Here is a 13440-nt window from a genome sequence, read left to right on the forward strand (position 1 = left end):
AAATAAGAGAGGTGTCTCGGTGAGAACAGGACGTATAATCAAGTCGATCAGCGGTGTGTATCGTGTGGACTCAGATGGTGAGCTTTTTGATACAAAACCGCGCGGCCTATTCCGAAAGAAGAAATTTTCTCCGATTGTCGGAGATATTGTAGATTTTGAAATTGAAAATGTGACAGAAGGCTATATTCATCATGTACATGAACGTCAAAATGAATTGAAAAGACCGCCTGTCAGTAATATTGACCATTTAATTATTGTGATGAGTGCAGTCGAACCTAATTTTTCAACACAATTAGTCGATCGCTTTTTAGTCATTGCGCATTCCTATGAATTGAGACCACGTATTGTGGTAACGAAAAAAGATATGGCATCAGAGACTCAAATCGCACAGATAGAGAAAGATTTAGCTGTATATCAAGCAATCGGCTATCAAACGCAATTTGTCGGAAAAGATGATGATGTCGAAGCGATTTTCGATGCGTGGGGCGATGGTTTAGCAGTATTGAGCGGTCAATCTGGTGTAGGTAAATCGACTTTATTAAATGCCTATCGTCCTGATTTACAATTAGAAACGAATCAAATCTCAAAATCATTAAATCGAGGTAAGCATACAACACGTCATGTAGAGTTATTTGAACGTAAGCGTGGCTTTGTGGCAGATACACCTGGATTTAGTGCACTTGATTTTGATCATATTCAAAAAGATGAAGTAAAAGATTATTTTTTAGAGATTCAAGAATACGGACAAGACTGCAAGTTCAGAAATTGTAATCATATGAAAGAACCGAAATGTAATGTGAAAGCGCAAGTAGAAGCTGGCAATATTGCGGAATTCCGTTATGCGCATTATGTACAATTATTTGAAGAGATTGCAGCACGAAAGGAAAGATATTAATGGTTAAAGTATTTCCATCCCTTTTATCAGCGGACTTTTTAAACTTACAACAGGAATTGAAAGACCTAGAAGCAGCAGGTGTAGACGGTGTACATTTTGATGTGATGGATGGTCAATTTGTGCCGAATATTTCAATTGGTCTTCCTATTTTAGAAGCAGTAAATGCGGGTACTGATTTACCGATTGATGTGCATTTGATGATTGAAAACCCAGAAGCATATATCGCAGAATTCGCTTCTAAAGGTGCAGATATGATTTCAGTTCATTTCGAAGCAACACCGCACATTCATCGTGCCATTCAACTGATTCATACACATGGTGCTAAAGCAGGTGTCGTGATTAATCCAGGTACTTCTGTTGCCGCCATTGAACCGATTTTGCATGATGTCGACTATGTATTGATTATGACAGTGAATCCAGGCTTTGGCGGCCAAGCGTTTATCTCAAACAGTGTAGAGAAAGTGGCTGCGCTACAAGCATTTAAAGAGAAATTTAATTTAGACTTCGATATTGAAGTGGATGGCGGTATTAACGCGATTACTGGTAAGAAATGTGTAGAAGCAGGTGCGACAATGCTTGTGACAGGTTCTTATTTCTTTAAACAAGCGAGTTATCAATCTGTTGTAGAAGCATTGAAATCAACAGCACAACCATTAGAATAAGGCAGGGTGACGCTATGAAAATTAATCTATTATGCGGCGATCGTCATTTGCCGAAACATTTATTAGAAGATAAATCTGAAGAAGAGTGGGGCGGTATTGATCGCGGCGCTTTAATTTTAATAGAACATGAAATTGAACCGATCTTTTCATTGGGAGATTTTGATTCAGTGACGGACGAGGAACGTTCTGAATTAAAAATGAAGCTAGATATTAACCCAGTTAAAGCAGAAAAAGCGGATACTGATTTAGGGTTAGGTGTCAAAGAAGCAGTGGAATGCGGTTTTGACGAAATTGATATTTATGGTGCGACAGGCGGCAGACTGGATCATTTCTTAGGTGCCGTACAACTGCTGCAAGTGCCTGAATATGTAGAAGCCGGTATTGTGATTCGCATTATTGATACGAATAATGAAATTTCATATTTAGAAAAAGGCGAATATCATATGACGTATGATAAGCATATGCCTTATGTATCGTTTGTGCCGCAAAGACCTAATACAGTAATTTCACTGACAGGCTTTAAATATCCGCTTCAAAACCAAACACTCCACCAAGGCTCAACCTTAACCATTTCAAACGAAATTGCAGCTTACCGAGGCACAATCGAGGTAGAATCTGGCGGTATCCTAGCTATCAGAAGCAGGGATGCACAACATTCATTATAAAATGAGTTGAATACAAATAAACACACAACCTTCTTTATGACAACACATCAATAAAAAAACAGCGGATGATGCATAAGCAAACCATCATCCGCTGTTTTTCGTACAATATATCATTAAAAAGACTAAATCGCTGTTTTAAGACAAGAAAAAAACGACCCGCCACATACGAGTCGTTTTTGTCATGTGCTTAATATTTATTAAACTCTAGTTACTTTACCAGATTTTAAAGCACGTGCAGAAACCCAAACTTTTTTAGGTTTTCCGTCTACTAGGATTCTAACTTTTTGAAGGTTAGCATTCCATCTACGTTTAGTAGAGTTTAAAGCGTGTGAACGACGATTACCAGTCGAAGCTTTACGACCTGTTACGAAACATTGTTTACCCATGAAAGTACCTCCTTTAATAAATATAAACACACTGACTTATGATATACTTTCCTAATTTAGCATATATTTTTCAGATTGGCAACCAAAAATTATAGCTTTCAAGAATATTTTAAGTTATTCTAAACAAGGAACAAAATTGTGTTATAATTTGTAAATGTCTATGTATGCGTTTTTATTAAAAAGCGGCGACGTGGACTTATAACCACGCAATGATTTTATAAGGATGAGCCAAGAGTAAAATCCGGCATTTAAAAGGCAAAATTGTGTTATTCATTATATAATAGTATGTAATGAATCTAAAACATAAATCATAACTGATTAGACCTATATTTAAGGAGGAACTCATAATGACATTAGAAATTACCAATGAATACGGCAATATTGACGTTTCCAACGACGTGATCGCTTCAGTAGTAGGTGGTAAAGCCGTAGAATGTTATGGTATTGTCGGAATGGCATCCAAACAACAAGTCAGAGACGGCATTGCGGAAATTTTAGGTCATGAAAATTATGCACGCGGAATTGTGGTGCGTTCAAATGACAAAGCAATTGACGTTGATATGTATATTATAGTAAGTTATGGCATTAAGATTTCTGAAGTAGCGAATAATGTACAATCTACTGTTAAATATACTTTGGAAAAAACTTTAAATTTGAAAGTCAATTCAATCAACATTTATGTACAGGGTGTACGTATGAATAATTATGGCAAGAAACATTAGGAGGAAGACATGATGATCAGCAAAATAGATGGTAAATTATTTGCCGACATGGTGATCCAAGGGGCACAAAATTTATCAAATAATGCAGAGCTAGTCAATGCATTAAATGTTTATCCAGTGCCAGATGGCGACACAGGGACGAACATGAATCTTACGATGACTTCTGGGAGAGAAGAAGTCGAACAAAATGCTTCACATCACATCGGAGCCTTAGGAAAGACATTTTCTAAAGGTTTATTAATGGGTGCCCGCGGGAACTCAGGCGTGATTCTATCACAAATTTTCAGAGGCTTCTGTCAGAATATGGAAGACTTAGAAACACTAGATGCGAAAGCCTTCGCAGAAAGCTTTGAAGCGGGTATTGAAACAGCTTATAAAGCAGTGATGAAACCGGTAGAAGGGACAATTTTAACGGTTGCGAAAGAAGCGGCTAAAGCAGGTGTTGAGAAAGCACAATCGACTGAAGACTGTGTAGAAGTCTTAGAAGCGATTATCGCATATGGTCAAGTTGCTTTAGAAAACACACCGAACCAACTACCAGTACTTAAAGAAGTCGGCGTAGTCGACAGTGGCGGTAAAGGTTTAATGTGTGTTTATGAAGGTTTCTTAATTGCGATGAAAGGTGAAAAAGTCGAAACGACAAAACCAAAATTAGATACTGAAACATTTGTGAATGACGAACATGATTTCCATGGTGTCATTAATACAGAAGATATCGTCTATGGTTACTGTACGGAAATGATGGTACGTTTTGATAAACATAAACGTCCATTCAATGAGCAGCAATTCCGCGAAGACATGTCTAAATTCGGAGATTCTTTACTTGTCATCAATGATGATGAAATTGTGAAAGTGCATGTGCACTCTGAACATCCAGGTGAAGTCTTCAACTATGGCCAAGAGTATGGTGAATTGATTAAAGTCAAAGCTGAAAATATGCGTGAACAACACCGCAATGTGGTCAATAAAGAAAAACAAAAATCTAACGATGAAACACCACAAGTAGAAACTGCGATTATTGCGATTTCTATGGGTAATGGTATTTCAGATATCTTTAAATCAATGGGTGCAACGTCTATTATTAATGGCGGTCAAACAATGAACCCATCAACAGAAGACATCGTTAAAGTGATTGAACAATCTGGCGCGAAAAAAGCTATTATCTTGCCGAATAACAAAAATATTCAAATGGCGAGTGATCAAGCAGCTGAAATTGTTGAAGCTGAAACAGTAGTTATTCCGACGAAATCTATTCCACAAGGGATTGCGGCAATGTTCCAATATCTACCAGATGCGTCATTAGAAGATAATCAATCAAATATGACACAAGCATTAGAAGATGTGACTTCTGGTTCTATTACGAACGCTGTACGTAATACTACAATTGATGGTGTAGAAATCAAAGAAGGCGAATTTATGGGCCTTAAAGAAGGTAAAATTGTTTCAAGTCAGAAAACACAATTAGAAGCAGCGAAAGCATTGTTAGCTGATATGATGGATGATGAAACTGAAATTGTTACAGTAATTACAGGTGAAGATGCTGATGCAGAAACAACTGAAGCATTAACAGAATGGTTAGAAGAAACTTATCCTGATGCAGAAGTCGATGAACAAGTCGGCGATCAACCGATTTATCCATATTTATTCTCTGTAGAATAACGTTGAAAATCATATAAAGTAATGTATATAAAAAATTCACTTAGACTAAAGCGGTCTAAGTGGATTTTTCTGTGTGTAAGCATAAATATAGAAAACTTATAGTTTGTACATGACAAAAACGATGAAATACAAAAGTTTTGTAAGATTAGTGTAAAAATAAGTGCTTATTTACGAGAATAATTGTTATAATATTTAAAATAGTTGCAATAATCAAAAATCAATGTGAGGGGGAATTAACATGAAATTTAAAAGCGTCTTTGAAATTATCGGACCGACGATGGTCGGACCTTCATCGTCTCATACTGCAGGGGCAGTCAGAATCGGAATGGTTGCACGTGAATTATTCGGGGATTTGCCAGACCGTGTCGATATTTATTTATATGGTTCATTTATGGAAACCTATCAAGGTCATGGGACAGATGTTGCATTAGTTGGAGGCTTGCTTGGTTATGATACAGACGATGACCGTATCAAGACCAGTTTACAGACGGCAGAAGAATTAGGAATGACGGTTAACTTTATTTCAATGCACGAAGATAAACCGCATCCGAATACGACGGTATTAAGTATGACGAAAGGTGATCAAACATTATCTGTAGAAGGTGTTTCTATTGGTGGAGGCAAAATTGAAATTGTCGCTATTAATGGTTTCCCAATCAGTATCTCAGGTAACTATCCAACATTATTAGTCTTTCATCGAGATACCTTCGGAACTATCGGACGAGTCACGAATATTTTAGGCGAAGCCAGTATTAATGTCGGTTCTATGCAAGTTGCGCGTAAAGAAAAAGGAGATTCTGCATTGATGACTTGTGAATTAGATGAAAGACCGGATGAAGCTATCTTAGATCAAATTAGAATGGTTAATGATGTTACAGCGGTATCCTTAATGGAAGATTAGAAAGAGAGGGGGATATAAGATGTTTCAAACAGTAGAAGAATTAGTAAAGAGATGTGAAACTGAAGACAAAGCGATTCATGAAATTATGTTAGAACAAGAAATGTACGTGACGGGTGCGACAGCTGAGGAAGTATATGCGGGGATGTCGCATCATTTTAAAACGATGGAAAATGCTTTAGAAGAAGGCTTAAACGGGGTGACTTCTACAACGGGTTTAACGGGTGGCGATGCAGTACTGATTAAAAGATATTTAGAAAGCGGACAAGCTTTATCAGGTCCGATTTTATTAGATGCGGTGAGTAAAGCAGTGGCGACTAATGAAGTGAACGCGGCAATGGGGAAAATTTGTGCGACACCGACTGCGGGTTCTGCAGGGGTTGTGCCGGGTGTATTATTTGCGATTAAGCATCGTTTTAATCCTACGCAACGTGATATGTTGAACTTCTTGTTGACAGCAGGTGCATTCGGCTTTGTGGTTGCGAATAACGCATCCATTTCTGGTGCATCAGGCGGCTGTCAGGCAGAAGTCGGTTCTGCCGCTGCGATGGCTGCAGCCGCAACGGTTGAAATGGCTGGTGGTACGCCGCAGCAATCAGCTGAAGCTTTTGCAATTTGTATGAAGAATATGCTAGGTTTAGTATGTGACCCGGTAGCGGGATTAGTTGAGGTGCCTTGCGTAAAGAGAAATGCGGCAGGTGCTTCGAATGCGCTTGTGTCAGCGGATATGGCACTTGCGGGCGTGACGTCGCGTATTCCGACAGATGAAGTGATAGAAGCAATGTATCGTATCGGGCAGACGATGCCTTCTGCACTGCGTGAAACAGGACGTGGCGGCCTCGCTGGAACACCAACCGGCCAACGCTTAAAACAACAAATATTTGGTGATTAACATGTCTAAAGTAAACCTCATTGATCAGCCGTATACGTTAGACCAAATCAAAGGTTTAGGTCCAAAACGTATAGCGGTGTTAAATGAATTAAATATTTATAACGTAGAAGATTTAGTGCTTTATTTACCTGTACGCTATGAAGATAATAGTGTGGTAGATTTAAACGAAGCAGAAGATCAATCAACTGTGACAGTGGCCGGCGAAGTTTACACAACGCCCACTGTCGCTTTTTTTGGCAGAAACCGTTCTAAAGTTACTGTCCATTTAATGGTCAACAATATAGCGGTTAAAGCTGTGTTTTTTAACCAACCGTATTTAAAAAAGAAAATCAACCTGCATGACCATGTGACAATTAAAGGTAAATGGAATCGTGCGAAACAAGAAATCAATGGCATGCGTCTCTTTACGACGAATCAGCCAGAACAAGCACAAGACGGCGAACAATTAGAACCCGTCTATCGTATTAAAGAAGGCATTAAACAAAAGACGCTTAGAGATATCATTCGTAAAGTATTAGATGATATTGAGATCAACGAATGGCTATCTGAAGATTTACGTCAAAAATATAAACTAGAATCGCTAGCGTCAACGATTAGAACGTTGCATTACGCAGATAATAAAACAGCGTTATTAAAAGCGCGTAGAACATACGCTTTTACTGAGTTGTTCTTATTTGAATTGCGGATGCAGTGGTTGAATCGTTTAGAAAAATCGAGTGATGAAGCGATTGAAATTGATTATGATTTAGCACAAGTCAAAGATTTTATTGACAGTTTACCGTTTGAATTAACGGATGCGCAAAAAACTGCAGTGAATGAAATTTTTAGAGACTTGAAAGCACCGCTTCGCATGCACCGCCTCCTTCAAGGTGACGTAGGTTCTGGTAAAACAGTCGTAGCCGCTTTATGTATGTATGCCTTAAAGACAGCAGGTTATCAATCTGCCTTAATGGTACCGACTGAAATCTTAGCGGAACAACATGCGGAAAGTTTAACGGAGCTATTTGGCGACCGCATGAATGTTGCGTTACTGACAGGTTCAGTTAAAGGTAAGAAGCGAAAACTCTTACTAGAGCAACTTGAAAACGGCACAATTGATTGTTTAATCGGTACACATGCTTTGATTCAAGATGATGTCTCTTTCCAAAATGTAGGACTAGTGATTACCGATGAACAACATCGCTTTGGTGTTAACCAACGTCAAGCATTACGTGAAAAGGGAGCAATGACGAATGTGCTCTTTATGACTGCGACACCGATTCCAAGAACGTTAGCCATTTCTGTTTTCGGTGAAATGGATGTGTCATCGATTAAACAATTGCCTAAAGGGCGTAAACCAATTAAAACGATGTGGGCAAAACATGAAGCCTATGAATCGGTACTAAACCAAATGACAGCAGAATTAAATAAAGGCAGACAAGCTTATGTGATCAGTCCGCTCATTGAGAGTTCGGAACACTTAGAAGATGTACAAAACGTCGTAGAGTTATATGAATCACTCGAACAACATTATGGTGTCGGTCGCGTCGGCTTACTCCATGGTAAAATGCCTGCAGATGAAAAAGATGACGTAATGCAGCGCTTTAACCAACATGACATTGATATTTTAGTTTCAACTACAGTGGTTGAAGTGGGTGTAAACGTACCGAATGCGACATTTATGATTATTTATGATGCTGATCGTTTCGGTTTATCTACACTCCATCAGTTAAGAGGTCGTGTCGGTCGTAGTGACCATCAAAGTTATTGTGTGCTGATTGCCTCTCCTAAAACAGAAACAGGAATTGAGCGTATGACCATCATGACGCAAACGACAGATGGATTTGAACTGAGTGAGCGTGATTTAGAAATGCGTGGACCTGGTGATTTCTTCGGTGTAAAACAAAGTGGTCTGCCTGATTTCTTAGTCGCAAACATAGTCGAAGATTATCGTATGTTAGAAGTCGCAAGAGATGAAGCGGCAGAACTTATTCAATCAGGTGTCTTCTTTACAGACCAATATGCGATTTTGCGCAACTTTGTAGAACAAAATCTCTTGCATACAAGTTTTGATTAAAAATGAACGCTTTAAATAAAGACAAATCCTTTTGATTTAACAATACATGACACAACAGACTAATTTCGATACACTATACTTAATTAGGCTGTTGTGTTTTTTGTTGAGCAAATTTAAGAGAAAATGATATGATATGTAGGTAGTCTTAAGACTTGGTACTAATTAGGGGGTAAAGCGATGAAGTTGAAGAAACAAGAACGACGTGAAGCTATCAAACAACGACTGCAGGAAAACCCCTTTATGACTGATAATGAACTCAGTGATTTATTTTCTGTCAGTATCCAAACCATCAGATTAGATAGAACGTTTTTGAAGATCCCAGAATTACGTAAACGTATTAAAACCGTTGCTGAGCATAACTATAAGCATATTCGTGCAATAGAAGGAAATGAGATTATCGGAGATTTAATCCGGGTAGAACCAGATGTGACTGCAGAATCTTTGATTTATATTACGGAAGATTCAGTCTTTACACGTAATGACATTGCACGTGGACATATTCTTTTTGCGCAAGCGAATTCATTATGTGTTGCTTTAATCCAAAAGAGTATGGTGCTGACGAGAGAAAGCCAAGTGACGTTTTTAAAACAAGTGAAACTGCATGATACAGTCCATGCCTTTGCGCAAGTGGTTGATTTCGGTTCGAAATATATTACTGTTGCGGTTTCGTCTTATGTGAAAGATAAATGTGTTTTTAAAGGTACATTTAAAATGTATTATTATAACGAGGAGTGATCACGAAATGGTGACATTAGCCATTGATATGATGGGCGGAGATGACGCACCGGGTATCGTGTTAGAAGCGGTAGAGCAAGCGTTGAATGACTTCCCAGATTTACATATAATTTTATTCGGAGATGAAGCACAGTGCACACTGAAACATGACCGTTTGGATTTCCGTCATACGACTGAAGAAATCGAAATGGAAGATGAGCCGGTTCGTGCCATAAAACGTAAGAAAGACAGTTCAATGGTCAGAGCTGCACAAGCAGTTAAAGACGGTGAAGCTTCTGGTTGTGTCTCAGCTGGTAATACCGGTGCTTTGATGTCAGCAGGTTTATTTATTGTCGGCCGTATTAAAGGTGTCGCACGTCCAGCATTAGTTGTAACTTTACCGACAGTTTCAGGTAAAGGCTTTGTGTTCTTAGATGTCGGTGCGAATGCGGATGCGAAACCGGAACATTTATTACAATATGCGCAACTCGGCAATATTTACGCTGAGAAAATCCGTGGTATCGGTGCACCGAAAGTCGCATTATTAAACATCGGAACTGAAGCGAAAAAAGGTAACAGTTTAACGAAAGCGACGTATGATTTAATGAAAGCTGATCCATCATTCTATTTCTCAGGAAATGTTGAAGCGAAAACTTTAATGGAAGATGCGGCTGATGTCGTGGTCACTGATGGCTTTACAGGCAATATGGTCTTAAAGAATTTAGAAGGCACTGCGAAATCAATCGGTAAAATGTTAAAGTCTACATTAATGGCAAGCTTTAAAAATAAATTAGCTGCCTTAGTCTTGAAGAAAGACTTAAGCAACATGAGTAAAAAAATGGATTACGCTGAATATGGCGGTTCTGTACTACTTGGCTTAGATGGTATTGTGGTTAAAGCACATGGCAGTTCTAATGCGAGAGCTTTTTATTCTGCGATTCGCCAAGCGAAAATTGCAGGAGAACAACATATTGTTGAAGTAATGAAAGAGACGGTAGGTGAACAAAATGGGTAAAACAGCAATTATTTTTCCAGGACAAGGTGCACAAAAAGTAGGTATGGCGCAAGATTTGTATCAACAAGATACAAAAGCTACTGAAATTTTAGATGCTGCACAAGATGCGGCAGGCTTTGATTTATTAGAAACTATGTTTACAGATGAAGAAGGTAAACTAGGCGAAACTGAAAACACTCAACCGGCATTGTTAACACATAGTATTGCGTTATTAAACGCATTAGGTGATGTTGATGCGGACTATACAATGGGGCACAGCTTGGGTGAGTATTCAAGTTTAGTCGCAGCAAAAGTCTTAGCATTCGAAGATGCGGTTAAAATCGTCCGTAAAAGAGGCGAATTGATGGCACAAGCTTTCCCAAGCGGTGTCGGCAGCATGGCAGCGGTACTTGGTTTAGATTATGATGATGTCGCAAAAATCTGTGAAGATTTATCAGAAGAAGGTTCTATTATTGAACCGGCGAACATCAACTCACCAGGTCAAGTTGTAGTTTCAGGCCATAAAACAGCGATTGATCGTATTGTGAAAGAAGGCAAAAGCTTAGGTGCGAAACGTGTCTTACCATTAAAAGTGTCAGGACCTTTCCACTCATCTATGATGCAAGTCATTGAAAAAGACTTCGAAGATTACATCAATCAATTCGAATGGCACGATGCTGAAATTCCGGTTGTTCAAAACTACCATGCGCAAGCTGAAACTGACGCAGAAGTGATTAAACAAAACATGGTCAAACAATTGTATTCACCAGTTCAATTCATTCAATCAACTGAGTATTTAATTGAACAAGGTGTCGACCACTTTATTGAAATCGGACCAGGCAAAGTTTTATCGGGCTTAATCAAGAAAATCAACAGAGACGTTAAATTAACTTCGATTCAAACACTCGAAGATGTTAAAGGATGGAATGAACATGAGTAAAAGTGCATTAGTAACAGGAGCTTCAAGAGGTATTGGGCGCAGTATTGCGTTACAGTTAGCTGAAGAAGGTTATAATGTCGCAGTCAACTATGCAGGCAATAAAGACAAAGCAGAAGCAGTTGTCGCAGAAATCAAGGATAAAGGTGTTGAAGCCTTTGCGATTCAAGCAGATGTCGCAAATCCTGATGAAGTTAAAGACATGATTCAAGAAGTCGTAAAACAATTCGGTTCTTTAGACGTATTAGTCAACAACGCAGGTATTACACGTGATAACTTATTAATGCGTATGAAAGAACAAGAATGGGATGACGTGATCAACACAAACTTAAAAGGTGTGTTCAACTGTATTCAAAAAGCAACACGTCAAATGATGAAACAAAGAAGCGGTGCAATCATCAACTTATCTAGTGTGGTGGGCGCAGTCGGCAACCCTGGTCAAGCAAACTACGTTGCGACTAAAGCAGGGGTTATCGGTTTAACAAAAACTGCAGCACGTGAACTTGCGTCACGTAACATTACAGTTAACGCAGTAGCACCAGGCTTTATCGTTTCTGATATGACAGATGCGTTGAATGACGACCTTAAAGATCAAATGAAATCACAAATTCCATTAGGCCGTTTTGGCGAAGATACAGACATTGCGAACACAGTAGCTTTCTTAGCTTCTGACAAAGCAAAATACATTACTGGCCAAACTATCCATGTTAATGGCGGTATGTTTATGGAATAATAACCATTAATTCACGAGAAGTAGTGGGATTACACTATTTTGTGGGGTAATCCTACTTGTATTCTTGATGATAAAATGGGAAAATAATAGAGTCGTATAGGCTTTTTAAAGGAGGTGAATCGACGTGGAAAACTTCGATAAAGTTAAAGATATCATCGTTGACCGTTTAGGTGTAGATGCTGACAAAGTAACTGAAGATGCATCTTTCAAAGATGATTTAGGCGCTGACTCACTTGATATCGCAGAATTAGTTATGGAATTAGAAGACGAGTTCGGTACTGAAATTCCAGATGAAGAAGCTGAAAAAATCAATACAGTTGGTGACGCAGTAAACTTCATCAACAACCTTGAAAAATAATAACAATATTATCTGAGTCGTCTTAATCAGCGACTCAGATTTTTCTTTTGTTTTGCATTAAATTCACGTAAAATGAGACACATAAGCGCATACAGCGTGATGTTGTATTCTGTAAAATTAAAAGGAGGTCATCTTTTGACCAAGCATAAGAAAGACGCTATGCTGCAGGCTTTTAATCAAAAGTTTGCACAAAAAATGGAGATGTTACATCTCACGTATGACCATTTACCTCTATATCAACAAGCATTTTCACACTCTAGTTTTATCAACGATTTTAATATGGACCGACTTGCGCATAATGAGCGCTTAGAGTTCTTAGGAGATGCGGTATTAGAATTGACGGTTTCACGGTATTTATATGACAAATATCCAGGATTGCCTGAAGGGAATCTGACAAAAATGCGCGCGACCATCGTTTGTGAACCCTCACTTGTAATATTTGCGAATAAAATCAAATTAAATGAATTAATCCTACTTGGCAAAGGCGAAGAAAAAACTGGTGGACGCACACGTCCGTCGCTCGTATCAGATGCCTTTGAAGCTTTTGTAGGCGCTTTATACTTAGACCAAGGATTAGATGTGGTATGGCAATTTGCGCAAGAAGTTATCTTCCCATACGTTGAAGATGATGCGCTAATGGGTGTCATTGACTTTAAAACACAATTCCAAGAATATATTCATCGCTTGAATAAAGGAAGTGTCACATATCGTTTAATTCATGAAGAAGGTCCAGCACATCACCGTCTCTTTACCTCAGAAGTGTTATTAGAAGGTGAAGCGGTGGCAGAAGGCCAAGGCAGAACGAAGAAAGAATCAGAACAAAAAGCCGCAGAGAAGGCTTATAAAGTGATGAATCAGAAACAATGAAC

General features: G+C 38.7%; 15 protein-coding genes. 14 read left to right on the top strand and 1 reads right to left on the bottom strand.

What is annotated here, in order from left to right:
• The first annotated feature begins 19 nt into the window (after positions 1-19).
• Genes rsgA through HMPREF3270_RS00510 form a run of 3 tightly spaced genes read left to right on the top strand, consistent with a single transcriptional unit; the run spans position 20 to position 2222 of the window.
• Positions 20-895 (top strand): ribosome small subunit-dependent GTPase A, encoded by an 876-nt coding sequence (rsgA, locus tag HMPREF3270_RS00500; RefSeq protein WP_002480655.1) that lies wholly within the window; start codon positions 20-22, stop codon positions 893-895.
• Positions 895-1557, top strand: coding sequence for a ribulose-phosphate 3-epimerase (gene rpe / locus HMPREF3270_RS00505; protein ID WP_070847678.1), 663 nt, complete (start codon positions 895-897; stop codon positions 1555-1557). Before rsgA ends, rpe begins: the two co-directional genes overlap by 1 nt.
• A 14-nt stretch (positions 1558-1571) precedes the next feature.
• Entirely contained in the window at positions 1572-2222 is a 651-nt protein-coding gene (locus HMPREF3270_RS00510) for a thiamine diphosphokinase (RefSeq protein WP_070847676.1), read from the top strand.
• A gap of 197 nt (positions 2223-2419) precedes the next feature.
• Here HMPREF3270_RS00510 and rpmB read toward each other — a convergent pair whose 3' ends face one another.
• Positions 2420-2608: a 50S ribosomal protein L28 gene (rpmB, locus tag HMPREF3270_RS00515; protein WP_000517908.1), complete on the bottom strand. Its 189-nt coding sequence runs from the start codon at positions 2606-2608 to the stop codon at positions 2420-2422.
• Between the two features lie 347 nt (positions 2609-2955).
• On the opposite strand from rpmB, the gene HMPREF3270_RS00520 reads away from it, so the two are divergent.
• The 11 genes from HMPREF3270_RS00520 to rnc all read left to right on the top strand — a co-directional run bounded on the left by HMPREF3270_RS00520 (position 2956) and on the right by rnc (position 13438).
• Entirely contained in the window at positions 2956-3330 is a 375-nt protein-coding gene (locus HMPREF3270_RS00520; RefSeq protein WP_002480658.1) for an Asp23/Gls24 family envelope stress response protein, read from the top strand.
• A gap of 12 nt (positions 3331-3342) precedes the next feature.
• Complete coding sequence (gene fakA / locus HMPREF3270_RS00525; RefSeq protein WP_070847672.1) at positions 3343-4989, top strand: fatty acid kinase catalytic subunit FakA; 1647 nt, start codon at positions 3343-3345, stop codon at positions 4987-4989.
• Positions 4990-5227: 238 nt separating this feature from the next.
• A complete protein-coding gene (gene sdaAB / locus HMPREF3270_RS00530) occupies positions 5228-5890 on the top strand; it encodes an L-serine ammonia-lyase, iron-sulfur-dependent subunit beta (RefSeq protein ID WP_023015722.1) in 663 nt (220 codons plus the stop codon).
• A gap of 19 nt (positions 5891-5909) precedes the next feature.
• Positions 5910-6779: an L-serine ammonia-lyase, iron-sulfur-dependent, subunit alpha gene (sdaAA, locus tag HMPREF3270_RS00535; RefSeq protein WP_070847669.1), complete on the top strand. Its 870-nt coding sequence runs from the start codon at positions 5910-5912 to the stop codon at positions 6777-6779.
• 1 nt (position 6780) lies between these two features.
• Positions 6781-8835: an ATP-dependent DNA helicase RecG gene (gene recG, locus HMPREF3270_RS00540; protein WP_070847666.1), complete on the top strand. Its 2055-nt coding sequence runs from the start codon at positions 6781-6783 to the stop codon at positions 8833-8835.
• A gap of 177 nt (positions 8836-9012) precedes the next feature.
• Positions 9013-9570: a transcription factor FapR gene (gene fapR, locus HMPREF3270_RS00545; protein ID WP_002480663.1), complete on the top strand. Its 558-nt coding sequence runs from the start codon at positions 9013-9015 to the stop codon at positions 9568-9570.
• 7 nt (positions 9571-9577) lie between these two features.
• On the top strand, positions 9578-10564 hold the full coding sequence (gene plsX / locus HMPREF3270_RS00550) for a phosphate acyltransferase PlsX (protein ID WP_060803494.1): 987 nt from the start codon (positions 9578-9580) through the stop codon (positions 10562-10564).
• Entirely contained in the window at positions 10557-11483 is a 927-nt protein-coding gene (gene fabD / locus HMPREF3270_RS00555) for an ACP S-malonyltransferase (protein WP_002480665.1), read from the top strand. Before plsX ends, fabD begins: the two co-directional genes overlap by 8 nt.
• Positions 11476-12213 carry a 3-oxoacyl-[acyl-carrier-protein] reductase gene (fabG, locus tag HMPREF3270_RS00560; RefSeq protein ID WP_057511044.1) on the top strand — a complete coding sequence of 246 codons (738 nt, stop codon included), beginning with the start codon at positions 11476-11478 and terminating at the stop codon, positions 12211-12213. Before fabD ends, fabG begins: the two co-directional genes overlap by 8 nt.
• 124 nt (positions 12214-12337) lie before the next feature.
• Complete coding sequence (locus tag HMPREF3270_RS00565; RefSeq protein ID WP_002480667.1) at positions 12338-12571, top strand: acyl carrier protein; 234 nt, start codon at positions 12338-12340, stop codon at positions 12569-12571.
• Positions 12572-12730: 159 nt separating this feature from the next.
• On the top strand, positions 12731-13438 hold the full coding sequence (rnc, locus tag HMPREF3270_RS00570) for a ribonuclease III (protein WP_371106790.1): 708 nt from the start codon (positions 12731-12733) through the stop codon (positions 13436-13438).
• The last annotated feature ends 2 nt before the right edge of the window (positions 13439-13440 follow it).

The sequence above is a fragment of the Staphylococcus sp. HMSC65H10 genome (assembly GCF_001839185.1).
Lineage (GTDB): Bacteria > Bacillota > Bacilli > Staphylococcales > Staphylococcaceae > Staphylococcus > Staphylococcus simulans.

Excerpts from the sequence above, each read along its gene's own strand:
- recG (WP_070847666.1), top strand. The coding sequence starts at position 6,781 with ATGTCTAAAGTAAACCTCATTGATCAGCCGTATACGTTAGACCAAATC.
- fabD (WP_002480665.1), top strand. The coding sequence starts at position 10,557 with ATGGGTAAAACAGCAATTATTTTTCCAGGACAAGGTGCACAAAAAGTA.
- fabG (WP_057511044.1), top strand. The coding sequence starts at position 11,476 with ATGAGTAAAAGTGCATTAGTAACAGGAGCTTCAAGAGGTATTGGGCGC.
- plsX (WP_060803494.1), top strand. The coding sequence starts at position 9,578 with ATGGTGACATTAGCCATTGATATGATGGGCGGAGATGACGCACCGGGT.
- HMPREF3270_RS00520 (WP_002480658.1), top strand. The coding sequence starts at position 2,956 with ATGACATTAGAAATTACCAATGAATACGGCAATATTGACGTTTCCAAC.
- rnc (WP_371106790.1), top strand. The coding sequence starts at position 12,731 with ATGCTGCAGGCTTTTAATCAAAAGTTTGCACAAAAAATGGAGATGTTA.
- sdaAA (WP_070847669.1), top strand. The coding sequence starts at position 5,910 with ATGTTTCAAACAGTAGAAGAATTAGTAAAGAGATGTGAAACTGAAGAC.
- rpmB (WP_000517908.1), bottom strand. The coding sequence starts at position 2,608 with ATGGGTAAACAATGTTTCGTAACAGGTCGTAAAGCTTCGACTGGTAAT.
- HMPREF3270_RS00510 (WP_070847676.1), top strand. The coding sequence starts at position 1,572 with ATGAAAATTAATCTATTATGCGGCGATCGTCATTTGCCGAAACATTTA.
- fapR (WP_002480663.1), top strand. The coding sequence starts at position 9,013 with ATGAAGTTGAAGAAACAAGAACGACGTGAAGCTATCAAACAACGACTG.
- sdaAB (WP_023015722.1), top strand. The coding sequence starts at position 5,228 with ATGAAATTTAAAAGCGTCTTTGAAATTATCGGACCGACGATGGTCGGA.
- fakA (WP_070847672.1), top strand. The coding sequence starts at position 3,343 with ATGATCAGCAAAATAGATGGTAAATTATTTGCCGACATGGTGATCCAA.
- rpe (WP_070847678.1), top strand. The coding sequence starts at position 895 with ATGGTTAAAGTATTTCCATCCCTTTTATCAGCGGACTTTTTAAACTTA.